Raw genomic sequence first — 23,608 nt, forward strand, 5'->3', positions numbered from 1 at the left:
ATTCCTAAAAACATCAGGCCGCTCTAGGTCAACTATATTAGGAATGCTCAACATGAAAAAATCCATGACGCTGCTTGCGACTTCTCTCTTTGCTCTTTATGGCTGTGGCGGCGGAGGTGGCTCTTCTTCTGGTTCAACAGATGGTAATAAAGGTCCAAGCAATCAGGTGGATTACCCAATTGCGAGCTCTGTATTTGCCCCTAAACCAGAAACAACATTGAGCTACTCATTTACCAAAGATGGTCAGACTGAAGGCGTGATGACAATGAACTTCACTCCTTTAAGCGGTGAACTCATCATTGCAGGGTTAGAAGAGGAGACAGGCAATGAAGCAGTAGTTCAAGTTATCAATGACCTAATCAACTACGGCATCACCGAATTTTATGTTTCTGAAGACATCATGACGAGTGTTGAAGGTACAGAAGAAGACGGCAGCATTTATTTTGCAGGCCCTGACCGCGGTCTACACGAAGTCACCAATGCCTACTTTATTGGTAGCCAATACATCACAACCGTTATGCACAGCAGCCCTCTTTTCCGTTTAAAAGGTGCTGACGTAAAAGAGAGTAACCCAATCATTGATATCAGTGAGGCAACCGTTTCATTGCAAGTAACGTTAGATGGGGAAGCTGTCTCGAATATGTTGAGTGACTTTGAGGATCACCAGTGGGTGCAATCCCTGCCCACTGATGCTTCATGCCAAGTTACTTGGCAGCAAGAAATTAATGAAACAGGTGTACGTAAGAGTTTCACTGTTTCGGGTAAATCCATCGAAGCTGCGAATCTTACGGAAAAAAACACTTACTACATTGGATGTAATGGTATGGATTCAGCAGAGTTTGGCACATCATCAGAGCGCTGGTTCAACCCTAGCATCGGCTTAATTGAACAGATTGAATTGATGTCTGTAGAGCAATCTACGATCGAAGAATCAGCAGCGGTACTGACTTCGATTAGTTAGCCTTGACTTAGATTCACTGAACCTGAGCGTAACTGCTAACTAACCACAAACAATAAAAAAGGCTTTGGGGAGCGCTCCAAAGCCTTTGTAAAAGCCTAAATCTTTAGGGGGACGTAAGAATTAGGTTTGTTAAAATAGAAACAAGGTTAATCTTCAATCAAAAGAATGCGCGTCTCATAAGGTCGTAGTACTTGATGATGAGACTTAACTGAGCTCTCGCTCACATGATAGTTGGACAACAGGCTCTTAGCCTTCATCATCTCAAAACGCTCAGGTAAAACGCATTCCGCTTCTTCACCGTAGTAGTTGTTAATACAAACCAAAGTCTGGTTATCACTTTCGCGAGAATACGCAAATACCGACGGGTGCTCAGGCAATAGATCTTGATAGTTGCCATGAGTAATCACTGGCACTTCTTTACGCAACTCAATCAAGCTCTTGTAGAAGTAAAATACAGAGTCTTTATCTTCCAATGCTTGTTCGGCGTTAATCTCAGTGTAGTTATTAGCAACATCCAACCATGGCTGTGATTGTGAAAAGCCTGCGTAAGTTTCATTGTTCCATTGCATAGGCGTACGAGAGTTATCACGAGATTTCTGCGCTAAAATCGCCATCATATCTTGATGAGCCACACCATCACGGTTAACCATGATGTCGTACATGTTGGTGCTCTCTACATCACGATACTGGCTGATCTCGGTGTAACCAGGGTTAGTCATGCCAATCTCTTCACCTTGATAAATATAAGGCGTGCCTTGCATCATGTGTACAGACGCAGCCAGCATCTTCGCCGACTCAACACGATACTGCTGATCATCACCTAAGCGGCTCACCACTCGCGGTTGGTCGTGGTTACACCAGAACAATGCGCCCCACCCTTTGCCGTTCAAGCCTGTTTGCCAATGATTGAAGATCGACTTGAGCTGTAAGAAATCAAACGGCGCATTAGTCCACTTCTCACCATTGGTGTAATCGACCTTAAGGTGATGGAAGTTAAACACCATTGATAGCTCGCTGTTATCAACATTTGAGTATTGCTGACAATGCTCCAACGTAGTTGAAGACATCTCACCTACAGTCACGCTGCCGTATTTCTGGAATACTGCTTCGCTGATCTCTTTCAGGTATTCGTGTATACGTGGGCCATCAGTGTAAAAACGACGACCATCACCGATATCATCGTTAGGAAAATCTTGTTGTTTCGAAATAAGGTTGATCACATCCAAGCGGAAACCATCAACGCCCTTCTCTGCCCAAAAGCTGATAACGTCCTTCACTTCTTCGCGTACAACTGGGTTCTCCCAGTTGAGGTCAGCCTGTTCTTTGGCGAATAAGTGTAGGAAGTATTGCCCAGTCGCCTCATCTAGTTCCCAAGCATTACCACCGAACTTAGACTGCCAGTTAGTTGGTGCTTGGCCATCTACTGGGTCTTTCCAGATGTAGTAGTCGCGGTATGGGCTGTTTTTGTCACCCAATGCCGACTGAAACCACGCATGTTCTGTTGAAGTGTGGTTTACCACGATGTCCATCACGATACGAATACCACGTTGGTGCGCTTCAGCCAGCAATAAGTCGAAGTCTTCCATGGTGCCGAATTGCGGGTTAATCGCGTAGTAATCTGAAATATCGTAGCCGTTATCGATCATTGGGGAAGCGTAAACTGGGGTTAACCAAATTGCATCCACACTCAAGTGTTTAAGATAATCCAGTTTTGAAATGATCCCTTTGATATCGCCAGTACCTTTACTGCCACTATCACAAAAGCTCTTTGGGTAGATTTGATAGATGGTTGCGGTTTTCCACCAACTTTCATCATGCTCAGTCATCGCCATCTCTAACACTCACTTACCAGAAAATATAAAATAAAAATCACCATGTGAATCATGGTCGAATAGCCGTTATAACTAAAAGAAATAGCTATAACTAAGAGAAAAAGCGATGGCTCACTTTGAAGCCATCGCTTATTTAATGCATTACGCGTTGGCGGTTTCTAGCTCGCCTTTCATCTGTGCTCGTTTATAGAAGAACAGTGTTAACGTGACGGGTAGTACAATCGCCACCAGCATCGCAATTAAGTAAACAGACCAATATTGCGGTTGAATCGATAAGATGCCCGGCAAGCCACCAACACCGATACCATTCGCCATCACACCTGCACTACCACAGATTGCAGCCGCTGCAGCACTGCCGATCATTGCGCTCAGCATTGGGAATTTGTATTTAAGGTTGATGCCGTACATCGCTGGCTCTGTTACACCTAAGTAAGCAGAGATTGCTGCTGGAACCGAGATGTCTCGTTCACCTTCGCGTTTACTTAAGATGATGATGCCAACAACCGCTGAAGCTTGTGCGATATTTGATAGCGCAATCAAAGGCCAGATTGGCGTGCCGCCTAAGTCTTGCATCAATTGTAGGTCGACTGCGTTGGTTGTGTGGTGAATACCCGTAATAACCAAAGGTGCGTATAGGAAGCCAAATACCACTGAACCAAGAATCGCAAAGTCACCCGTCATTGCTGCTTTAGCCGCGAATGCTACGCCATCACCTAACATACGGCCAAATGGACCAATGAAAGCGTGAGCTAAAATCACAGACAAAATAATCGATACAAATGGCACGACAACAAGGTACAGATAAGAAGGTACAATACGCTTAAGGTTAGTCTCAATGAACGCCAGAGCCACACCCGCTAGCATCGCAGGGATCACCTGTGCTTGATAACCGACTTTCTCAATCACGAACAAGCCAAAGTCCCACACCTCAGGTACCGATTTACCTATCATGTAAGCGTTCATCAATTGCGGGGAAACCAAGGTCACACCGAGCGTGATACCCAAAATAGGGGTTCCGCCAAGCTTCTTAACCGTCGCCCAACACACACCAACCGGTAGGAAGAAGAAAATCGCTTCGCCAATCAGCCATAAGAAAGAGTGAACAGTTGCCCAGAATTGGCTGATTTCAACGAGGGTTTTGCCGTCGAACATGCGAATGTCGCCAATCACATTACGGAAACCAAGAATCAGACCACCAGTAATGATGGCAGGCAGCAGTGGTACGAAAATTTCGGCTAAATGGGAGATACCACGCTCAAGGAAGTTCATGTTCTGACGAGCAGCTAGCTTAGACTCATCTTTTGATGACGCCTCTTTACCCGTTTGCTCAATCAGAAGTGCGTACACTTCATCAACTTCAGTGCCAATCACGACTTGGAATTGGCCTGCGTTAGTAAAGCAGCCTTTTACCAGCTTCAGCTTTTCTAGTTCTGCTTTATTCGCTTGTTCTGTATCGTTCAATACAAAACGCAGTCGAGTCAGACAATGGCTGACACTCGCAATATTTTCTTTGCCACCGACTAACTCGATAAGACGCGCAACGTCTTGCTTCGCTATCTTACTCATACTACCCCACCCTGGTTTCATTCAATTACTCATCTAAACCATACAGTGATAACCACTCAAGATTCAGATCTATGGGAACATTCCCAATCACAGTTATTATAATGCCCGCATGAATGATAAATTAAAATGGGAACAGTCCCATTAATTGAAAGAGATCACACTCTAATTTTAATCTAAGCGGTTCAATTTCGCTTAATTGAGTGGATTATAGAATCGGAGATTGAGTGTGATGAGAGATCTCTGAATTGCCTAAAAGCTGAGAGATCAATAGATTAGCCGCCAACTTACCTGCAGATTGATAGCCTGGATCAATACTAAATACGCGAGGGAACAAGAAAGAGAGAAGATCATTGCCACCAACGCCTGTTACAACCACATCTTCACGTTGTAATTCTTGTAGACGCTTGATCACGCCAAGAGCCAATGTGTCACTAGCACAAACAAGTGCTTGAGTTGTAGGAGTCAGTACCTCATCCACCAGCTGATAAGCGCTTTCATGATGAAGTTGGCCAGTGCGATAGTTCGCAATCACTCCAGTGCTTTCACACCAATCGAGGTAAGCCTTAAGACGCAACTCACCGGTTGATTTATCGCTAGGATCAACACCAATAAAACCGACATCGAAGATACCCTGATCCGATAGATGCGCTAACGCACTATTGATCACCTGTTGGTTATCGTAGTTAATCGACGTTACGTTCTCGGTATCCAGAGCGATAACAACGGCTTTGTGTTCCCACGCTTCGATCGCTGGAATGTCACAGTCCGTAAAGCCAAACACAATAATGCCATCAACGTTACGACGCTTAAGAACCTGAAGATGCTCGTTGGCTTTATCTCTATCGAGTTGGCTTTCCATGATCACCACGTCGTAATCCGCTCGATACAACTCAGCTAGCATGGTGCTAACGGCTTTGTTTTCAGAGGGAGAATCTAAACGAGAGATGATCACGCCGATGACTTTTTGACTGCCACCACGCATTGATTGCGCAGACTTTGAAGGCGTGTACCCAGATTCTTGAATTACTCTTTCCACCCTTTCACGGGTTTCAGGTTTCACTTTTGGATCATTGGTCAGAACGCGAGATACGGTTGACTTACCAACACCGGACAGCTTAGCAATATCGAGAATAGTGAGTTTTTTGCTCATAAAAAGTCTAACGTTAAAGGGAAGAGAAAAAAAGTGAGGGTAGATCCCCTCACTTAACTGTTTGTAAATCTTAGGAGTTAACTATGACTTACTTTCGACAATTTTTATAGACGACACGACCAAGTTCTAGACGTGCGTTGTCACCTTTGGTACGTAAAGTGACGCTATTGATCAGTTCAGAGGTTCCATCATCTAAGATGTACTTCGTTCCTGAACCTGCCGCTATTTGAGTGAGGCGATATTCATTCTCTGGCAAACGTAATACCGCTTTTTCATTACCAAGGTAAGCGACCTTAAATGAAGCGTCAGACTCACATTGATAAGTCACGAATTGATCGTCCGATACTGCACCATCAGGCGCTGCGGATTTAGAACACCCGAATAACGCTACCGTACATAGAGATGCTATCAACAATGCTTTCATGCTACGTTCCTCATCTTTATATAGTGAACAACACTTATATCTAAGTGAAAGAGACTTAGTGTCTTAACCTTTTAAGAAAGCAGGTACATCTTTAATGCTATCAAGTACCACACTAGCTAGCGCTTCACCCTTTTCAGTGATTGGCTTACCGGTTCTTACCAGTACTTTTGTGCCAACACCTGCCGCTTCTGCAGCCATCATGTCTTCCGCTTTATCGCCGATCATGACCGAGTTAGCCATATCAATCTTCAGAAAGTCACGAGCAGAAATGAACATACCTGGCTTTGGTTTACGACATTCACAATCTTGCTTGTAGTCACCAATACCGTGTTCAGCGTGGTGCGGGCAGTAATAGATGCCATCAAGCTCAACGCCGTTATCGACAAAGTTCCAATCCATCCACTGCGTTAAAGAAAGAAAACGGTCTTCACTAAACATGCCGCGAGCAATACCAGATTGGTTGGTCACTAGCACCAATAAATAACCCATATCTTTAAACGCTTTCGCCGCTTCAAACACACCATCGATGTATTCAAAGTCATGCTCATCATGTACGTAGCCGTGATCAATGTTAATCACACCATCACGATCTAAAAAAACAGCAGGTTTAGACAAAATTTTGTTCTCTATCAACTCTCTATTAATCATTAATTATTACACGCTTTATTTGCTTCATCACTATCTATTTAGTTTTGCGTTCGTTAACGATTTGTTTCTAGCTTATCAATACAATCGACGTTTAGCCGTCTAGACGTAAAAATATCTATTGACTTAGATCATAGAACACCATAGCATCGTCTGTAAATCGAGCGAGCTATCGACATATTATTCTGTTCTACCTGCACGGGTTTCTCTATGATTAAAGTGAATCAAGTCAACAAGGTTTTTTATCAAGGCACTAAAGAAATCAATGCCTTAATTGATATCAACCTCCACATTCCTCAAGGTCAAATCTTTGGAGTCATCGGCTCTTCAGGTGCAGGCAAAAGTACCCTAATTCGCTGTGTAAATATGTTGGAAGCCCCGACTTCAGGTGAAGTGATTGTTGACGGTATCGACCTGACAAAACTCAGCAAATCTGAACTTAGCGAAGCGCGCCGTAACATCGGCATGATATTCCAACACTTCAACCTGCTGTCTTCTCGTACTGTATTTAACAATGTAGCACTGCCTTTAGAACTTGCTGGTAAAGATAAAGCGATTATTGAAGCGAAAGTGAGTGAGTTACTTGAACTCGTTGGCTTGGCTGATAAGCGTGACACTTACCCTGCCAACCTAAGTGGCGGTCAAAAACAGCGTGTTGCGATTGCTCGTGCCCTGGCCTCTGATCCGAAAGTACTGCTGTGTGATGAAGCGACCAGCGCATTGGATCCTGCGACTACCCAATCGATTCTTGAGCTACTGCGTGAAATCAACCGCAAGCTGAACATCACGATCCTGCTTATTACGCACGAGATGGATGTGGTTAAGAGCATTTGTCACGAAGTGGCGATCATCGGCGGTGGTGAATTGGTAGAGAAAGGCACAGTTGGTGACATCTTTGCTCACCCTAAAACTGAGCTTGCGCATCAATTCATTCGTTCAACGCTGGATCTGACGATTCCCGAAGATTACCAAGCACGCTTGCAACAGACTCGTGTAAACAGCAGCTACCCGCTGGTACGCCTTGAGTTTACTGGTGCTACGGTTGATGCTCCGTTGATGACGCAGATTGCACGCAAATTCAATATCGATGTCAGCATCCTAAGCTCTGACCTTGATTACGCCGGCGGTGTGAAGTTCGGCATGATGGTTGCTGAACTGTTCGGTAATGAAGCAGATGATAATGCTGCTATCCAATTCCTACGCGATAACAATGTAAAAGTAGAGGTGCTTGGTTATGTCCTTTAGTTTCAACGAGATTGCTGACTGGATCAGCCTTAACGGTAACCTTCTATTAGGCGCAACAGGCGAAACACTTTACATGGTTGCTGTCGCAGGCATTGTAGGCTTCGCTGTCGGTATTCCACTAGGCGTGATTCTACACACGACTAAAAAAGGTGGCCTGTTAGAGAACACCAAAGTAAACAAGATTCTAGGTGCGATTGTGAACGTCGGTCGTTCAGTGCCTTTCTTAGTGTTGATGGTTGCGATTATCCCACTGACTAAGATGCTGATTGGTACCTTCATCGGTACAACAGCAGCGATTGTTCCACTGACAATTGGCGCTATCCCATTCGTAGCTCGACTTATCGAAAGTGCACTACTTGAAGTACCAACAGGTCTAGTAGAAGCAGCTCAATCGATGGGCGCAACACCAACACAAATCATCAATAAGGTTCTGCTTCCTGAAGCACTACCGACTATTATCAACTCAGTAACGATTACGCTAGTGACGCTGGTGAGCTACTCGGCAATGGCAGGTACTGTAGGCGGTGGTGGTCTAGGTGATGTCGCGATTCGTTACGGATTCCACCGTTACGATGTGACCATCATGGCTGTAACGGTAGTGATGTTGATTGTGCTTGTACAAATTATTCAATCAATCGGTGATTCATTAGTTCGCCGCGTTGACCACAGATAAAGACTCAGCGTTTAAACGCAAACTATCTAAGACAAGAGTCGTCTGAACCAAATTAAATAGATTTATTAAAAGGAGATTATTATGAAATTTAGCCTTAAAGGTTTACTTACTATCGCAGCAGCAGCATCAGCGCTAGTACTAGCAGGTTGTGGTGATAAAGAAGTGGATACTTCTAAAGTAAAAGTTGGCGTAATGGCAGGTGCTGAAGCGCAAGTTGCTGAAGTTGCAGCTAAAGTAGCAAAAGAGCAGTACGGCCTAGACGTTGAACTGGTTACTTTTACAGATTACGTAACACCAAACGCAGCACTGGATGATGGCTCTATCGACATCAACGCATTCCAACACGCACCGTACCTAGATCAGCAAGTGGCTGACCGTGGTTACAAACTGACTATCGCTGGTAACACGTTTGTTTACCCAATTGCTGGTTACTCTAAAGAAGTGAAATCTGTAGACGAAATCCAAGACGGTGCTCGTATTGCAGTACCAAACGACCCTACAAACCTAGGTCGTTCTCTACTGCTTCTTGAGCAACAAGGTCTTCTTGAGCTTCGTGAAGGTGCTGGTCTTCTAGCAACTGTTCGTGACATCGTTAAGAACCCTAAGAACCTAACAATTGTTGAACTAGACGCAGCACAACTGCCACGTTCTCTTGATGATGTAGCGCTTTCTATCATCAACACAACTTACGCGAGCTCTATCAACCTGACTCCACAAAAAGATGGCGTATTCGTTGAAGACAAAGATTCTCCTTACGTAAACCTAATCGTTTCTCGTGAAGACAACCTAAACGCTGAAAACGTACAGAACTTCGTTAAAGCTTACCAAACTGAAGAAGTGTACAACGCAGCTTCTGATATCTTCCAAGGTGGCGTAGTTAAAGGTTGGTAATCACCTAAACTGCAGCATCGTATAGATACCCGAAGGGGCTGACATAACGTCAGCCCCTTTTTATTTACGGCAGTTTTTTATGTACCGCAATTAGTTAGAAAGGCTCGACTTACCACCAAGCTTCCACTTGCATACCAACGCTCATTTCACTGTTTTTTCCTTCACCGAAGGCATTGTCGTTTTCTGCATCATTTAGGTAAGTGGCGAAGATACGAAATTCAGGACGAGACCAAAAACCCACTTGCGGAACCCAAGCCTGAGCAACGGTAAACTTACCGCCCGCGCCGTCTTGGTTATCAATGGTCTCCACAAAGCCGCCAATTTCAAGAATGGTACGCATACGCTTGTCCCACTTATAAAGCGGACGGATTACTGCACTGAACGACTCATCATCACTGTTATTCGCACCCACACCCGATGACGCCGCATAACGAACCGTGTGGCCAAATTCAATGTTCTCACCAATCGCAAGCACACCCCAGTTAATCAATCGGAAGCCATCCGCATCGTTGTTGTTTGCATCACGAACAATACCTTTACCTGTACCAAAGGTGGTCATCTGCTCGGCATAACCAGAGTTAGCTACTTGAAGAATGGTTTTGTTGAAACCACCCGCTAGGTTTTGATTTAGGCTGGCTGTTAGCATCACGCTATCATCTGCGTCCACCGTTTGACCCTGCTTTTCATTGGCAAAGTTCATATCAATACCGACCTCAAGATCCGCATTGTTCCACAATGGAATACCCGCATAACGTATATCCGCAATCATGGCTGTGGTTTCTTTGCCATCAAACACATCACCTGTCACTGTGTCTTGAATCAAAGCCACCGATAATTTACCTGGGCCCATATTGATGTGTTCAACACCCGCACCAATACCGCTTACATCCCAGTAGTAGTTATCAACAATGTGAACATCATGGCGTTGGTAGTAGCGCTCACCCGCCCAAATACCAATATCTTTATCTTCAAAAAGCCCTACTGCTTGAACATTGAGTTGAACGACATCCACGCTTTTATCCGCCGCGTTCTCATCTTGGCCTTGCCAGTACGACAACATGGAATCAACTAAAAATGAAACGTCGTCCTCAGCATACACTTCTTTTTTAAAACCAAACTCGCCATACAGGTCATTTTCGTTGCCGAGTCGTCCAACTTTACTCACCTCCCATTTACTATTTGAACCGCCTTCATTACTCAGACCAACGCCGCCGCGCATGTAGCCATTAAACTCCAATGGCGTGGTTTCATCAGCGTATAAATTAGGTGCAAGTAAAGCAGTAGAGAGTGCAGCAGCAATAGGTAACAGTTTCATCGTCCATTCCTTTAAGATCTAGAATTACGTTATTTTTATAAATGGGAACATTCCCATGGGATCGATCCCATTTATATTGAGAGGAATATAAATTGAAAGGGAACTGATTGATTACTGTGATCCAGTTAACTATTGAAATGATCAAAAGTTGATGGACGTGGAATTATTTCGGTGAATACTTGAGGGCTACAGAGAGAGACATACAGCACAGAATGAGCGTACTTAAGGGCGAAATAGATTCGACAATATTGGAAAAGCCCAATACTGATTAATGCTCAATATGGAGGTCAAAGAAAGAGAAACAGACGAGAAGCTAGCAGAGAGAAAACAGAGGAATAAGTATCGAAGTATTGATCAACACTTCGATACCTTGAATCGAAAATTAAGCTTTATGGATTACTTAAGATGATCCCAAGAGATGTTTGATACCAGACGGCAGTCATCACACTTGAAATAGAAAATATCGTGGATAGGCGCATCTAGCAGCCATTCGCCACCACATTGCGGGCATTTGCGCTCTTTTTCAGCTTTTAAGCTAATGCCACCCACGCGGTACAAGTAGTAATAAGTCGGGATCTTCGTGAGATATTCAATGCGTCCTCTCAAGCCCCAACCGCGTTTGAACAACACACTTTTAGTATCACTAATCTCTGTCAGAGTTGCGTGTTCAGCACGACAACCACCACCCATTTGGACTTCATCACAAGCTTGCCATTCAGTCTGCCATTTCAATACGGCTTTATGGTCACCATTGAAGGTTGGCGGGTTGCGATACAGAGGGATCGGCAACAAGCTGTCACCACTGCGTAGCGGCGAACAGGTATGAACGAACGTCGTGTACAACACCTGCCAGCTTGGCGCTTCGTCTTCGGCCACTTCTTCAGAGTTAAGATCTCGCCCCAGTAAACGCATTTTAGGCGCAAGCAGGCTCGCGTTAGACAAGCGATCAAAACACACTTTTACGAAATCTGAGTGGTTACGCGGGTGCAAGCTGTCTTGCTCTGGGCAGACAACGCGAACATAAAATTCGCCGTCACCCATCACGATAGGAAATTCACGACCCAACACTTGCCCGTTATAACGAAGTGCATCCATTAAGCCATTAACAGCCTTGTCGACAGCGCTTACCGTTGTGTTGTCAAAACACTCAAATTGAAGTTCTAGTACGTACATCTATTTATACCGCTGGTTGTAGCTTTTCTAAAAACTCTGCCAATGTCTCGGCTAGTACATCTCGATTTTTGGTGCCCAAGCGCTCTAAAATCACGTTGCCCGTTAGGTTACAGATAGAGATGACATCTAGCTCAGCGTCAGTCGCTGCGATAAAAACCGTAGGCTTTAGCTTTAAGCGACGTTGAGTTACGAGGTGGCCTAAGATGTTTTCTTGTAGGCATTCGAAGTCTTCATCACTCCAAATCTGTAATAGAGTCAGTTCGTTACCGTCGAAGGTCGCGTTCATGTCTGCGCTGTATTGCGCACCGTAGAAGGTTTTGATGTCTTCGTGCAGCGTCAATTCAATGCCAGTTTCAACGTTGGTGAAATCCGCGAATTGCTCACGTGGATAGTGCTTCCATAACACGGCATCGCCGCTCTTTTCTTCTACACATGGCGATACCACGTCCACCAACTCCTCATTGCGAGGTAAGCTTTGGTGTTGCTGTTGCCACGCGTCAACGTATCGCTGACTGAAAGAAAGTAGTGCGTCTTGAGCACGTTGAGTCATGAAAATCTCCTAAACACAAAATAATAAATAGAATCCGAGCCCTTTCCGTGTCGAATAGGCGATGACTTAATGACAGGGTAATGGGGATTCAGTAAAATCGACCCCATTCTAATCGAATTTGAAACGAAAGTATGAGCAAATATTCTGACGCAAAAGAGCTAGCGGGTTTAACCCTAGGCCAAAAAACTGAGTACTCTAACCAATACGATGCAAGTTTATTGCAACCAGTGCCTCGTAGCCTTAATCGCGATGATCTTGCGCTAAACGGCGAGCTGCCTTTTGTTGGTCATGATATTTGGACTATGTACGAGCTTTCGTGGCTAAACACCAATGGCCTACCACAAGTGGCTGTTGGCGAAGTTTTCATCCCGGCAACCAGCCCAAATTTAATTGAATCAAAATCTTTCAAACTGTACCTGAACAGCTACAACCAGACTCAATTTGAAAACTGGGAACAAGTCACTGAGCGCCTGACCCAAGATTTGTCAGCATGTGCAGGCGAAACCGTCATTGTGAATGTAAACTCAGTAACCGACTACACCAACCAACCTATCGTAACGATGGAAGGCGAATGTATCGACAACCAAGACATCCACATCACTAGCTATGACTTTGAAGCATCACTGCTTGAGGGCGCTGCTGGCGAACAAGAAGTCGAAGAAACACTGCACAGCCACCTATTGAAGTCGAACTGTTTGATCACTAATCAACCGGATTGGGGCAGCGTTGAGATCGCATATTCAGGTAAGCAAATTGACCGTGAAGCTCTGCTACGCTATTTAGTTTCTTTCCGTGAACACAACGAATTCCACGAACAATGTGTCGAACGTATCTTCACTGACATCATGAAATACTGTGGCCCATCGAAGCTAACCGTATTTGCTCGTTACACGCGTCGTGGTGGTCTGGATATCAACCCGTACCGTTCAACAGAGCAAGATAGACCAAGCCACAACAAGCGTATGGCTCGCCAATAATAGGCATACAAACCACACACTTATTGGAACCTACCTCATCTTTAAAGGGACATTGAAATGCGTTGGTTATACGTCGTTAGCCTATTTATTTTAAGCTTAAGCACATCGGTTAATGCGTCGGTCTACTCGTCGGCGCTGCTCAATGAAGCCAATAACTTGGTTGAGATCGAGCCGAGCCAAGCAAAACAAATGGCCAACAGCTACCTCACGCTTCGTGTCCTTTCCGATCAACGCGAGAAAAGCCCTTCTGCTATTTCTCGCGAAGAGACAGACTCTTCTATTCGAACACCAAACAGCAGTATCGATGCGTATAAGATCTTAGCTAAAGCAGAGTACAACCTTGGCAATATTCGCATTGCTATCAAGCACATCGAAAAGGCCTCTGAGCTAGCGAAAACCTATAAGCTTGATTACCTAAAGCTGGATCTCCAGATCCTAAAAGTTCGCTTGGTTTGGCTTAATGATAGAAAATCAGCCAAAGCAAAATCAGAGCTAGCAGGTATTGAAGCAAACCTAGAATCGGTGAATAAAACCTTACGCTTGACGGAAGGCATCACCTATCGCTTGATCATGTTAAAAGCCGACATCGCCTCTTACGACAACAAGGTCGACGAAGCTGAGAAGTTCTATCAAGAAGCCAAAACCTACCTCGACCAGCGCTACTCTGAAAAAGTCACCATCGACTACCACATCTCAGTCGGTGAGTTTTATCTGACCCACAAAGAGTACAACCACGCGCTGTCTGAGTTGTTGTATGGCTATTGGAAATCAGTCGAAGGCAACCTGAGTTCACGCTTGGCCAAGGTAAACCGCCTACTTGCTCAGCTTTTCTTTGAGCGCCAAGTTTTAGATAAAGCGCTAGAGCACCTTTCTCAAGCTGCTGATTTCTATGATAACTTTGAAAACTCGCCTGTCTTAGCGCAAGTGCTTAAGAAAATGGGTGACGTGTACTTCTATCAAGGGAAATATAACCTTGCCCTGGTGCACTTCTTCAACGTTCTTGATCACGAAAGTACTGACCGAGATATCCACGAAGTCATTGATATTCGCCTAAGCCTATCAGCGACTTACCTACGCCTTTATAATTACCCTTTAGCAGAACAGTACCTAACACGTGCCCTTGAGCTGCTGGAATACACCGACATACCAAAGCTGGAAGGTCGTGCCGCACTGTTATCGGCTGGGTTGGCTTATCACCTGCAAGAAAGCGAAGACGTGATTAAGCATGCAACACGCGCACTTGAGATCTCACGCCAGATAGAAAACATGCGCCTTTCACAACGCTCGTACTACTTACTTTCTTTAGGTTATGAGCAGGCTGGCCGTCCACAGCAGGCGCTAGCAAACCTCAAGCAGTACAACAGCCTTGTCTCTTTAGAGCAGCAAAAACTTAACCGTGTTGGCGAAGATGCATTCCGCCAACAGAAAGAGTTTGCCGAGCAGACCTTGCACTATGCAGGACAAGCGCAAGAGCTAGAGAAATACAAACTGGAGCATCGTAAGTTCCAAAAAATATCGTTCGCCCTATTCTTGTTCAGCATTGTCTTGTTCTTCTTTGTGCTACGCCGAGGCTACCTCATTCAAACCTTGGCCAAAGAAGTGGACTCACTACGCACAGATCTCTTTACGCACTCGCGTTCGAAGCTTCCTAACCTAAGAATGCTCAATGCGAAGCTCTCAAACTCTTTGGAGCAAACCAGCCAAACCTTTGAGCAATGGCAGATGGGTGAATTGATTCATGAACCACTGAACGATCGTTTGCGCTTTGTGATGATCGATTTGCCGTTCTTGCGCAACATGTACACGCAGAACGGTTACAAAGCCGGTTTAGAACTGGAAGATGCTTTCGGTGAATTCCTCAAATCTAAGCTTGAAGGTCCAGCTCGTGTTTACCACTTCTCGGATGCGAACCTGCTTTATATCGAGCCCAACGCCGACCGTGATTTATCGCCTGAGGCCATGTTCAGAAAAATTCAATCTTGGGTGAATGACTTCGAAACAGAGCGTAACATCAACCGAACGGTCCGTATGGGCATCGCTGACTACCCGTTTTTACCACGCGCTTACACCGCAATTAACGATCAAGAGTTGCTCGACGTATTATTGATGTCGACCAATCTAGCTCGTGAGATCAGCCTCAAAGAGCGGAGTAGCCAATGGGTATACCTAAAAGCTATCGATAATGCACCAGCAGCGAGCCTTGCAACTGGTAACATAAGAGAAGCGTGTAAACATGCGATTAATCAAGGGTTAATAAAAATACAATCGTCGTACCAGAATGAGGACAACATCAAAAAAATGCTAAAAGATGACTGATTTGCGAGCGGTTAAGAGCGGCAAGTCGTGACCTTATTTTTAGTTTTGTTATTATCGATGTAACGGAATTTCATCAAAATGATCGAGATCGGTCTACGCGGCGCTAATTAATACATCTATGGGCATTCTTGAAAAAGACATTCAGGCGCAACTCCACCAGCTGAAATCTCAGTTGGAGCAGGTCCGTTTGACGCAAAGAGACACTTCGTTCAAGTTTATTAGAGAACAGAAAGTTCTAAAGCGTATCGTCACATCTTTAAGTGATGCATGTGTTGGCAGTAACAGTCATTTAGATGAAAATCTCATTGCCCTTAGGGAAGAGCTAGAAAAGCAAAAAGACATTAGCTCGATGATCCCAAAGCTGGCAGTATTAGAAAGGATGCTTAAGCAGAAAACGTTGGCTATGGATAAACAGAACGGATATCTGGACGATAGCATTAAGCACAGTGGGGAAACGCTGCAGCGCATAACAGGCCTTCCAGCGCAGCTTAAACGCGACCTACGAAACTTACTTAGCTTCTCCGAATGCAATGGCAGTCAAAAAGTCGATCATGCCATGAAACTTCTCGGTATTTATGAGCGTGCCATTAAGATTATGGCGAATAACTCACGCACTCATTTTGCCGACGCTACGTATTCTCCGGAACAAGAGCTCCTTTCCGACCTATCAAATGAATTACAACATCTGATCACTGAACTTGATTTCGAGGGTGAATCGGGTGATCTCCTTACCGATATTCGAGCGAAGCTGCTGCTTGGTGTTTCCACACAAAACCTACTTGAGTTGACACTTCAGATCCTCAAACTGGTCATTGAAGGCACCAACCTAGAACGTAAGAAGTCTGAACAATTTGTTGATCAGCTTAATTCATCTCTAGCTTCCAGCATCAAAACGGCAGACCAAAATACCGACCAGAGCCAAAGCTACTTTGAGCACCGCCAAGGGCTTAACTCTGAGTTAAATGAACTTGTCACTAAGAGCCAAAACTCTGTAGAGAAAGCAAAAGATATTGATAGTTTAAAGCGCTCGATTAACCCGCTGCTCAGTGAAATAGCCTCTCTTTCGGAAAGATTGAACCACGCAGAGCAAAAAGAACAAGCTCTAATAGAGAGAATGAATTACGGAAAGACTCAGTTAGATTCACTGTATGAAGTCACCCAAGATTACCGTAAGCGTTTGGAAGATCAGGCTCAACGCATGCTGCTTGACCCGCTGACAAAGGTTTACAATCGCACCGCCTTTACTGATCGCTTAGAGCTTGAGTATCGACGCTGGATCCGTGCGCAACACTCATTAAGAGTAGTGCTGCTCGACATCGACAACTTCAAAGCGATTAACGATAGCTTTGGTTATACCGCGGGCGACAAAGCACTCAAAATCATCGCAAGAACCATCACCAAAGAAGCAGGTACCACTGATACTGTGGCTCGTTTTTCAGGTGAAGAATTTGTCTTATTGCTGCCTGAGCAAACTGATGAATATTGCCACCAGGTCATTCAAAACATCCAAACTCAAGTAAGTCGTTTGCCCTTTAAGTTCCGTGACCAACAAATCACGATTACCTTGTGTGCGGCAAGCACTCAGTTTAAAGAGTCAGATACACCAGAAGAAGTATTAGAGAGACTCAATAAGACGCTAAACAAAGCAAAGCAACGCGGTACTAACCAACTTGTTTGGCACTAAGCCAACCTTAGATTTAATTTATTTCATTTTTTCAAATACTTATCACATACCATTTCCCTCAATGTTTGCTAAGCTAATGATTAACATTCGCTTAACAAGCATTCTTGGCAAGCAACGCTGTCGTATCCGTTTCGTCTGGTTAACTCTCTCCCACCTTTAACCAAACACTTTCAACGTTTGCTTCTCACTCTCGAGCCAGAGGGTCACTTCAACGTCCCCTGCTCTTTTCAACAAGGAGGCACTATGATCACTCATATCAGCCCTGCCGGTAGCATGGATTTACTCTCTCAACTTGAGGTTGAGCGTCTTAAGAAAACCGCGTCTAGTGATCTGTACCAACTGTATCGTAACTGTACGTTAGCGGTACTCAACTCAGGTAGCCACACCGACAACTCCAAAGAGTTACTCGACAAGTATCAATCGTTTGATGTTGAGGTAGTGCGACGTGAGCGTGGTATCAAACTCGAGCTGAGCAACCCACCAGAGCATGCCTTTGTCGACGGTGAGATCATCAAAGGTATCCAAGAGCACCTATTTTCAGTGCTGCGTGACATTGTTTACGTCAACATGCACCTCGCAGATAACCAAAGGCTCAACCTGACTAATGCCACTCACATTACCAACCTCGTATTTGGTATTCTGAGAAATGCAGGCGCACTTACACCGGGTATAGAGCCTAACCTGATTGTATGTTGGGGTGGTCACTCTATTAATGCCACTGAATACCAATACACTCGCGAAGTGGGTAATGAACTTGGCCTACGTGAGCTGAACATCTGTACCGGTTGTGGACCGGGTGCGATGGAAGGGCCAATGAAAGGCGCGGCTATTGGTCACGCTAAGCAACGTTATACTGATCATCGTTACTTAGGGCTGACAGAACCTTCAATCATTGCCGCTGAGCCACCAAACCCAATCGTGAATGAGCTGGTGATCATGCCAGATATCGAGAAGCGTCTTGAGGCATTCGTTCGTATGGCGCATGGCATCATCATTTTCCCAGGCGGCCCCGGCACGGCCGAAGAGCTACTGTACATCTTAGGGATCATGATGCACCCGAATAACGCCGAACAACCAATGCCGATTGTCTTAACCGGCTCGAAAGAGAGTGAAGCCTACTTCCGCTCTATCGATAAGTTCATCGGTGAAACCTTAGGGCCTGACGCGCAGAAACATTATGAGATCGTGATTGATGATCCTGCTCGCGCTGCGAAAATCATGAAACAAGCGATGCCAGATGTGCGCTCTCACCGTAAAGAGACCGGCGATGCCTACAGCTACAACTGGTCACTGCATATTGAGCCTGAGTTCCAACTGCCATTCGATCCGACACACGAATCTATGGCGGCGCTTGATCTTCATATGGACCAAAAAACAGAGAGCCTAGCCGCTAATTTACGTAAAGCGTTCTCAGGTATTGTCGCAGGTAACGTCAAAGCTGAGGGTATTCTGGAGATCGAGAAGCACGGTCCATTCCTGATTGATGGCGACAAAGACCTAATGACCAAAATGGACCAACTGCTGAATGACTTTGTGGAGCAACATCGAATGAAGCTACCGGGTGGTACGGACTACGTGCCTTGCTATAAGATTGTGTCTAGTAGCTAATAATAGCAAGCGACTGATAACAGGTGACAAGCGTAAAACTAAACAAGTCCTGACGTATACGTCGCTAACGTTTCAACTCACCAAGTGATACGTTACTATAAGGGGCTAGCAGCCCCTTTTTTATTGCCTATTTAGTGGAAACTTATGTCTATCCATCTTGTTATTATCGATGCCTTAAACCTCATCCGACGCGTGCACTCTGTTCAGCCGGACCCAACCGATATAGCAAGAACCGTCACCACGACAACTCGCACTCTCAATAAGATTCTGAATGAATCAAAACCCACCCACATCATCGCGGTATTTGATCACCATTTACAAGACCGTGGCTGGCGCGCAGATGTGCTCCCTGCTTATAAGCAGAACCGCAAACCGATGCCAGAGCCATTAATGAAAGGCCTTGATGCTATCCAACAAGCTTGGTGGGAATTAGGCATTGATTCACTGCTGTCTGATGGCGATGAAGCGGATGACCTAGTCGCAACACTGGCAAAGAAAGTGGCTGACCACGGAGAAACCGTCACCATCATCTCGACAGATAAAGGGTATTGCCAACTGCTATCACCTACTCTACAGATCCGAGATTACTTCCAGCACCGCTGGTTAGATAAACCCTTTATCGAAGCTGAGTTTGGCGTTAAACCTGAACAACTGGCGGATTACTGGGGCTTAACAGGTGTCAGCTCTAGTCAAGTTCCGGGGATCCCAGGAGTCGGACCAAAAGCAGCCAAAGAGATATTAACCACCTACCCAGATATCGAAGCGGCCTACCAAGCAGAAGATCTACCGAAAAAATACCGTAAGAAGTTCGACGAACACATCGAATCCGCTCGTGTATGTAAGCAAGTATCGGCCCTCAAAACCGATATCGATTTAGGGTTCAATCTGCAAGATATTCGCTACGAAGCGAACACTTAAGTCGCTGTGACTCGATGGTATTGATACAAAAATGCTCCTTAAAGGAGCATTTTTTCACTGACACCCTAACGTAAATATTAGTGCGGTGAGATGTTTGAAAGCGCCTGAATGTGAACCGTGATCTCTTCGCGATCGTGGTAAAGGTGCTTAGCCTGCATCTTAAACTTCACTTTGTTCTCAATAAGGAACACTTTTAGGTTCTCGATATCTTGCAGTACTTCATCGTAACGGCCTTTCATAGGCAGTTTAAGGTTGAATAGTGCTTCTTTCGCCCAGCCTTTGATGATCCACTCCCCCATAAGGTGTGCAACGCGCGCTGGCTTCTCAACCATGTCACAGATAATCCAAGTTACGTTCTTACGGTCTGGTTCAAACTTAAAGCCATCCACCATGTGGTGCTTAATTTGACCCGTTTCCATTAGGCTGTCTGCCATCATGCCGTTATCAACACAGTGAACGAACATCGAGCGCTTAACCAGCTGGTAAGTCCAACCACCTGGACATGCACCTAAATCAACACCCCACATACCTGGAGCCAGACGCTCGTCCCACTCATCTCGAGGTATGAATACGTGGAATGCCTCTTCTAGCTTCAATGTAGAACGGCTTGGCGCATCTGATGGGAATTTCAGACGAGGGATACCCATAAAGAACTGTGAGTTATTGGTTGGGTAAGAGTAACCCACAAAGCAGTGACCTGGAGCGATGAAGCATAAATGAAGCACAGGCTTCTTAGCGTTATCTTTCGCTGTCATCAGGCCTTTACCACGCATCGCTTGACGCATCGGCACAGTAAACTTACGGCAGAACTTCAAAAGCTCTTTTGCTTCGTTAGTATCTGGTGTTTCGATACGGATATCACCACAACGAGGGAAGCCTTCTTTCTCAGAAAGCGCCTCAAGAATTGGAGAAATACGGTCATCGGTTGGCAGGTCTTTGATTTCAACCGCCACTGCTAGCATTTGACGAGCAAAGATCAGTGATTGGAAATCGATCTCTTTGATTAACTTATCCGCTTCACCTGCTTGGTAACATTCAAACAATACAAAGCCGGTATTATTCTTTAGGCGAGGAAAACCAAACACTTCCAGTTGTGTTGCCTTGTCTTGAATTTCGCCAGCACATTCTTTTTCAAAACCAGAGCGACAATAAAGTAGTACGTGTTTCACTGAGTTACCTCTTTTATATTCAAAGCAGCGAAGGAGAAAACTCCCCAACCAATGATAAATAGTAGACCACCAAACGGTGTTATAGGGCCAAACCATTTTATTCCTGTCAGTGCTAGCCCATAAAGGCTGCCACTAAAACAAAGGATGCCGATGATAAAGCAAATTGCCGCAATGAAAAAATATTTTTGTGATTTAGCGCCAAGTTTCATCTGTAGCAAAGCACCACACGCCAATATCGCTAGAGTATGGATAAATTGGTACTGAACACCCGTCTCGAACACACCCAAAAGATACTCTGGCAAGATAGCCTTCAAACCGTGCGCGGCGAAGGCCCCAAGCATCACAGCGATCGCACCAGAAATGCCTGAAAAAGTGAGTAAATACTTACTTTTCATTGAGCACCTCTTTGATAAACGCTGACAACTTCTCAACGGTTAACGCAATATTCTGCTGTTCGGTGTAACCAGAACTCTTACGAGGCTTAAAACTATGGTCGCCATCAGGAATAAATTCAACACGAATTGAATCCGATAAATTGAAGTCAGCAAACTCTTCACGCTTACCAAAGGTATCGCGCTCGCCTTGTAAAATAAGACACGGCTTAGCGAGCTCAGCAAGATGTTCGCCTTTGTACTTCTCTGGTTTGCCCGGGGGATGGAAAGGAAAACCCAAACACGCCATCGCTGCCACTTTATCCAGTTCAGACAGATGACTCGCCATGCGTCCTCCCATCGACTTACCACCAATCACAAGCTTGTCGGCATCTGTTTGTTCGATGATCTCTTGGTAGGCTTCAAGGAGCTTGGGAGCTCTGTCTGGTGGGCGACGCTTGCCATCTTCAGCACGCTTGATCATGTAAGGGAAGTTGAAACGAATCACTCGTATCCCTTTAAAGGCCAACCCTTTTGCCACTGACTGCATGAACTCGTGGTCCATGCCTGCACCCGCGCCGTGAGCGAAGATAAAGGTGATTGGGTTGTCTTCACCATCAATGATGACGTTATTCATCGAGTAAGTCCTCTTGTTCACTTTGCGCTTTCGCTAGCATCCAGTCGCGGAAAGTGGCGATACGACCCATGTCAGCTTGTTTCTCATGACAAACCACATAGAAAGCGTTTTTACTCACCAACACTTCATCAAAAGGCGCAATCAAACGACCTGCTTCGATTTCAGGTTGCGCCAACACATTGTTACCAAGAGCAATCCCCTGGCCGTGAGCAGCCGCCTGCAGCACCATGGTTGAGTGACTGAAGATAGGACCGTGATTAACATTAACCCCGTCAATGCCATTTTGCTTAGCAAACTGTTTCCAATCCTTTCGAGAAGTATCATGCAGTAACGTATGACATGCCAAATCGCTTAGAGATTCTAATGGTTTAGCTCCTAGCAGCACGGAAGGTGAGCAAAGAGGGATCAAGTATTCTTGGTAAAGCTTATCGGCTCTAAGCCCTGACCAATTACCTCGGCCATAGTAAATAGCCACATCTACATCATCAGTCAGCGAACCTTCATCCATATCAACGGCTTTGATTCTTACATCAATGTCAGGTTCTTGCTGATTAAAGTCGGCAAGCCTTGGTACCAACCATTGAATGGCAAAACTCGGCGGTAAACTGATGGTCAATGCGCCCTTTTCACTTCGCTCAAGCACTTTGTCCGTCGCTTCTGCCAGTGATGTGAAAATATCTTTGATATCCAAGAAGTAGCTTTGGCCTTCTTCAGTCAGCAGCAAAGAGCGGTTTCTTCGGCGAAACAGCTTCAAAGATAAGAATTCTTCAAGCGCTTTGATCTGATGACTGACCGCCGCTTGAGTAACAAACAACTCTTCTGCGGCACGCGTAAAACTCAAGTGTCGAGCAGCAGCTTCAAACACTCTTAGCGAGTTTAATGGGGGTAATCGACGAGACATAGTTACTCTCTAAATAAGCATTAGTTTTTTTTATCTGAAACATTATAATTTGTCCATTGCCTAGCGGCCAGAGAAATTCTATATTTCATCCCGCAGCAGCTAGCCTGAACGGCTTGATTCTCTCTAGAATCAATTGGCTTAGCTCCTGCGATGTTGTGTTTGCAAACTCGTTCTTTTCGAGTTGGGTAGAGTTCTACCAAATGTTTTGTTGCAGTTCTATACTGAAACGAGGCATGTACTTCCTGTATTTATTTTGACCTGTCTGTCAAATTTGTTTACACCGCCTTATGGGCGGTGTTTTTTTATGTGCAAAGAAATGTAACAACAAGTTTATCAATAGCTGTGCTAATTAATCTTTATTATTTTTCATCGCTAATCACAGAATCAGATACCCACTCAAATAATCAACTGAACACATACAAATAGCACCATTGAGTTGCACTAAAAAGTAACAGAATACTTCAAGATACTCACACTTCTTCGGTACTTATAAACCTGTTTAGAGCTCACTCTCTCTATCAATCAAAAATTTTGAATCTGAGCATGACGATAGCACGCCCAAAATCACGACTCTGTCTGACTACTGTAAATCATTCACAATA

At 44.9% G+C, this 23,608-nt stretch carries 21 protein-coding genes; 9 read left to right on the forward strand and 12 right to left on the reverse strand.

From position 1 onward, the window contains the following. The first annotated feature begins 52 nt into the window (after nucleotides 1-52). Nucleotides 53-961, forward strand: a complete 909-nt coding sequence (locus tag OC193_RS12100) for a hypothetical protein (protein WP_048664571.1) — start codon at nucleotides 53-55, stop codon at nucleotides 959-961. A gap of 146 nt (nucleotides 962-1,107) precedes the next feature. On the opposite strand, the gene treC is transcribed toward OC193_RS12100, so the two are convergent. From treC to gmhB, 5 genes are all read right to left on the reverse strand, one after another. Continuing rightward, nucleotides 1,108-2,793, reverse strand: a complete 1,686-nt coding sequence (gene treC, locus OC193_RS12105; protein ID WP_048664569.1) for an alpha,alpha-phosphotrehalase — start codon at nucleotides 2,791-2,793, stop codon at nucleotides 1,108-1,110. A gap of 141 nt (nucleotides 2,794-2,934) precedes the next feature. Continuing rightward, nucleotides 2,935-4,359: a PTS trehalose transporter subunit IIBC gene (gene treB / locus OC193_RS12110; RefSeq protein WP_048661201.1), complete on the reverse strand. Its 1,425-nt coding sequence runs from the start codon at nucleotides 4,357-4,359 to the stop codon at nucleotides 2,935-2,937. Between the two features lie 205 nt (nucleotides 4,360-4,564). After that, nucleotides 4,565-5,509: a trehalose operon repressor TreR gene (treR, locus tag OC193_RS12115; RefSeq protein WP_048664567.1), complete on the reverse strand. Its 945-nt coding sequence runs from the start codon at nucleotides 5,507-5,509 to the stop codon at nucleotides 4,565-4,567. An 88-nt stretch (nucleotides 5,510-5,597) separates the two neighbouring features. Next, nucleotides 5,598-5,933 carry an MliC family protein gene (locus OC193_RS12120; protein WP_048664565.1) on the reverse strand — a complete coding sequence of 112 codons (336 nt, stop codon included), beginning with the start codon at nucleotides 5,931-5,933 and terminating at the stop codon, nucleotides 5,598-5,600. Between the two features lie 63 nt (nucleotides 5,934-5,996). Further along, entirely contained in the window at nucleotides 5,997-6,581 is a 585-nt protein-coding gene (gene gmhB, locus OC193_RS12125) for a D-glycero-beta-D-manno-heptose 1,7-bisphosphate 7-phosphatase (RefSeq protein ID WP_048664563.1), read from the reverse strand. A gap of 207 nt (nucleotides 6,582-6,788) precedes the next feature. Here gmhB and metN point away from each other — a divergent pair, with 207 nt between their 5' ends. From metN to OC193_RS12140, 3 genes are all read left to right on the forward strand, one after another. Then, entirely contained in the window at nucleotides 6,789-7,823 is a 1,035-nt protein-coding gene (metN, locus tag OC193_RS12130; RefSeq protein WP_048661199.1) for a methionine ABC transporter ATP-binding protein MetN, read from the forward strand. Continuing rightward, the gene (locus OC193_RS12135; RefSeq protein ID WP_017060764.1) at nucleotides 7,813-8,496 is read left to right on the forward strand and encodes a methionine ABC transporter permease; all 684 of its coding nucleotides are present in this window, start codon (nucleotides 7,813-7,815) and stop codon (nucleotides 8,494-8,496) included. The genes metN and OC193_RS12135 overlap by 11 nt, the downstream gene beginning before the upstream one ends. Before the next feature lie 81 nt (nucleotides 8,497-8,577). Continuing rightward, nucleotides 8,578-9,387, forward strand: coding sequence for a MetQ/NlpA family lipoprotein (locus OC193_RS12140; RefSeq protein ID WP_017630795.1), 810 nt, complete (start codon nucleotides 8,578-8,580; stop codon nucleotides 9,385-9,387). Nucleotides 9,388-9,496: 109 nt separating this feature from the next. On the opposite strand, the gene OC193_RS12145 is transcribed toward OC193_RS12140, so the two are convergent. The 3 genes from OC193_RS12145 to syd all read right to left on the reverse strand — a co-directional run bounded on the left by OC193_RS12145 (nucleotide 9,497) and on the right by syd (nucleotide 12,425). Further along, nucleotides 9,497-10,702, reverse strand: a complete 1,206-nt coding sequence (locus tag OC193_RS12145) for a carbohydrate porin (RefSeq protein WP_048664562.1) — start codon at nucleotides 10,700-10,702, stop codon at nucleotides 9,497-9,499. A 396-nt stretch (nucleotides 10,703-11,098) separates the two neighbouring features. Further along, nucleotides 11,099-11,875: a Zn-ribbon-containing protein gene (locus OC193_RS12150; RefSeq protein WP_017630798.1), complete on the reverse strand. Its 777-nt coding sequence runs from the start codon at nucleotides 11,873-11,875 to the stop codon at nucleotides 11,099-11,101. Between the two features lie 4 nt (nucleotides 11,876-11,879). Further along, a complete protein-coding gene (gene syd / locus OC193_RS12155) occupies nucleotides 11,880-12,425 on the reverse strand; it encodes a SecY-interacting protein (RefSeq protein WP_017630799.1) in 546 nt (181 codons plus the stop codon). 131 nt (nucleotides 12,426-12,556) lie between these two features. Between syd and queF the strand changes: the two genes are divergently transcribed. The 5 genes from queF (at nucleotide 12,557) to xni (ending at nucleotide 19,928) form a co-directional block, all read left to right on the forward strand. Further along, a complete protein-coding gene (queF, locus tag OC193_RS12160; RefSeq protein ID WP_048658092.1) occupies nucleotides 12,557-13,402 on the forward strand; it encodes an NADPH-dependent 7-cyano-7-deazaguanine reductase QueF in 846 nt (281 codons plus the stop codon). Nucleotides 13,403-13,459: 57 nt separating this feature from the next. Then, nucleotides 13,460-15,718 carry a tetratricopeptide repeat protein gene (locus OC193_RS12165; protein WP_048658093.1) on the forward strand — a complete coding sequence of 753 codons (2,259 nt, stop codon included), beginning with the start codon at nucleotides 13,460-13,462 and terminating at the stop codon, nucleotides 15,716-15,718. Between the two features lie 118 nt (nucleotides 15,719-15,836). Continuing rightward, the gene (locus tag OC193_RS12170; RefSeq protein WP_048664561.1) at nucleotides 15,837-17,402 is read left to right on the forward strand and encodes a sensor domain-containing diguanylate cyclase; all 1,566 of its coding nucleotides are present in this window, start codon (nucleotides 15,837-15,839) and stop codon (nucleotides 17,400-17,402) included. 243 nt (nucleotides 17,403-17,645) lie between these two features. Continuing rightward, a complete protein-coding gene (gene ppnN / locus OC193_RS12175) occupies nucleotides 17,646-19,010 on the forward strand; it encodes a nucleotide 5'-monophosphate nucleosidase PpnN (protein ID WP_048658095.1) in 1,365 nt (454 codons plus the stop codon). 144 nt (nucleotides 19,011-19,154) lie between these two features. After that, the gene (gene xni, locus OC193_RS12180; RefSeq protein WP_048658096.1) at nucleotides 19,155-19,928 is read left to right on the forward strand and encodes a flap endonuclease Xni; all 774 of its coding nucleotides are present in this window, start codon (nucleotides 19,155-19,157) and stop codon (nucleotides 19,926-19,928) included. Between the two features lie 77 nt (nucleotides 19,929-20,005). Here xni and rlmM read toward each other — a convergent pair whose 3' ends face one another. The 4 genes from rlmM to OC193_RS12200 are packed head-to-tail and all read right to left on the reverse strand — an operon-like array spanning nucleotide 20,006 to nucleotide 23,006. Further along, the gene (gene rlmM, locus OC193_RS12185) at nucleotides 20,006-21,097 is read right to left on the reverse strand and encodes a 23S rRNA (cytidine(2498)-2'-O)-methyltransferase RlmM (RefSeq protein WP_017070491.1); all 1,092 of its coding nucleotides are present in this window, start codon (nucleotides 21,095-21,097) and stop codon (nucleotides 20,006-20,008) included. Continuing rightward, nucleotides 21,094-21,492 (reverse strand): DUF423 domain-containing protein, encoded by a 399-nt coding sequence (locus tag OC193_RS12190; protein ID WP_048664560.1) that lies wholly within the window; start codon nucleotides 21,490-21,492, stop codon nucleotides 21,094-21,096. The genes rlmM and OC193_RS12190 overlap by 4 nt, the downstream gene beginning before the upstream one ends. Next, nucleotides 21,482-22,105 carry an alpha/beta fold hydrolase gene (locus OC193_RS12195; protein ID WP_048664558.1) on the reverse strand — a complete coding sequence of 208 codons (624 nt, stop codon included), beginning with the start codon at nucleotides 22,103-22,105 and terminating at the stop codon, nucleotides 21,482-21,484. The genes OC193_RS12190 and OC193_RS12195 overlap by 11 nt, the downstream gene beginning before the upstream one ends. Next, nucleotides 22,098-23,006 (reverse strand): transcriptional regulator GcvA, encoded by a 909-nt coding sequence (locus OC193_RS12200; protein ID WP_017063339.1) that lies wholly within the window; start codon nucleotides 23,004-23,006, stop codon nucleotides 22,098-22,100. The genes OC193_RS12195 and OC193_RS12200 overlap by 8 nt, the downstream gene beginning before the upstream one ends. Nucleotides 23,007-23,608 lie beyond the last annotated feature (602 nt).

Source organism: Vibrio crassostreae, assembly GCF_024347415.1.
In the GTDB taxonomy this organism is placed as follows: Bacteria; Pseudomonadota; Gammaproteobacteria; order Enterobacterales; family Vibrionaceae; genus Vibrio; species Vibrio crassostreae.

Coding starts and splice junctions, on each gene's coding strand:
- OC193_RS12100 (WP_048664571.1), top strand. CDS start 53: ATGAAAAAATCCATGACGCTGCTTGCGACTTCTCTCTTTGCTCTTTAT.
- treC (WP_048664569.1), bottom strand. CDS start 2,793: ATGGCGATGACTGAGCATGATGAAAGTTGGTGGAAAACCGCAACCATC.
- treB (WP_048661201.1), bottom strand. CDS start 4,359: ATGAGTAAGATAGCGAAGCAAGACGTTGCGCGTCTTATCGAGTTAGTC.
- treR (WP_048664567.1), bottom strand. CDS start 5,509: ATGAGCAAAAAACTCACTATTCTCGATATTGCTAAGCTGTCCGGTGTT.
- OC193_RS12120 (WP_048664565.1), bottom strand. CDS start 5,933: ATGAAAGCATTGTTGATAGCATCTCTATGTACGGTAGCGTTATTCGGG.
- gmhB (WP_048664563.1), bottom strand. CDS start 6,581: ATGATTAATAGAGAGTTGATAGAGAACAAAATTTTGTCTAAACCTGCT.
- metN (WP_048661199.1), top strand. CDS start 6,789: ATGATTAAAGTGAATCAAGTCAACAAGGTTTTTTATCAAGGCACTAAA.
- OC193_RS12135 (WP_017060764.1), top strand. CDS start 7,813: ATGTCCTTTAGTTTCAACGAGATTGCTGACTGGATCAGCCTTAACGGT.
- OC193_RS12140 (WP_017630795.1), top strand. CDS start 8,578: ATGAAATTTAGCCTTAAAGGTTTACTTACTATCGCAGCAGCAGCATCA.
- OC193_RS12145 (WP_048664562.1), bottom strand. CDS start 10,702: ATGAAACTGTTACCTATTGCTGCTGCACTCTCTACTGCTTTACTTGCA.
- OC193_RS12150 (WP_017630798.1), bottom strand. CDS start 11,875: ATGTACGTACTAGAACTTCAATTTGAGTGTTTTGACAACACAACGGTA.
- syd (WP_017630799.1), bottom strand. CDS start 12,425: ATGACTCAACGTGCTCAAGACGCACTACTTTCTTTCAGTCAGCGATAC.
- queF (WP_048658092.1), top strand. CDS start 12,557: ATGAGCAAATATTCTGACGCAAAAGAGCTAGCGGGTTTAACCCTAGGC.
- OC193_RS12165 (WP_048658093.1), top strand. CDS start 13,460: ATGCGTTGGTTATACGTCGTTAGCCTATTTATTTTAAGCTTAAGCACA.
- OC193_RS12170 (WP_048664561.1), top strand. CDS start 15,837: ATGGGCATTCTTGAAAAAGACATTCAGGCGCAACTCCACCAGCTGAAA.
- ppnN (WP_048658095.1), top strand. CDS start 17,646: ATGATCACTCATATCAGCCCTGCCGGTAGCATGGATTTACTCTCTCAA.
- xni (WP_048658096.1), top strand. CDS start 19,155: ATGTCTATCCATCTTGTTATTATCGATGCCTTAAACCTCATCCGACGC.
- OC193_RS12190 (WP_048664560.1), bottom strand. CDS start 21,492: ATGAAAAGTAAGTATTTACTCACTTTTTCAGGCATTTCTGGTGCGATC.
- OC193_RS12195 (WP_048664558.1), bottom strand. CDS start 22,105: ATGAATAACGTCATCATTGATGGTGAAGACAACCCAATCACCTTTATC.
- OC193_RS12200 (WP_017063339.1), bottom strand. CDS start 23,006: ATGTCTCGTCGATTACCCCCATTAAACTCGCTAAGAGTGTTTGAAGCT.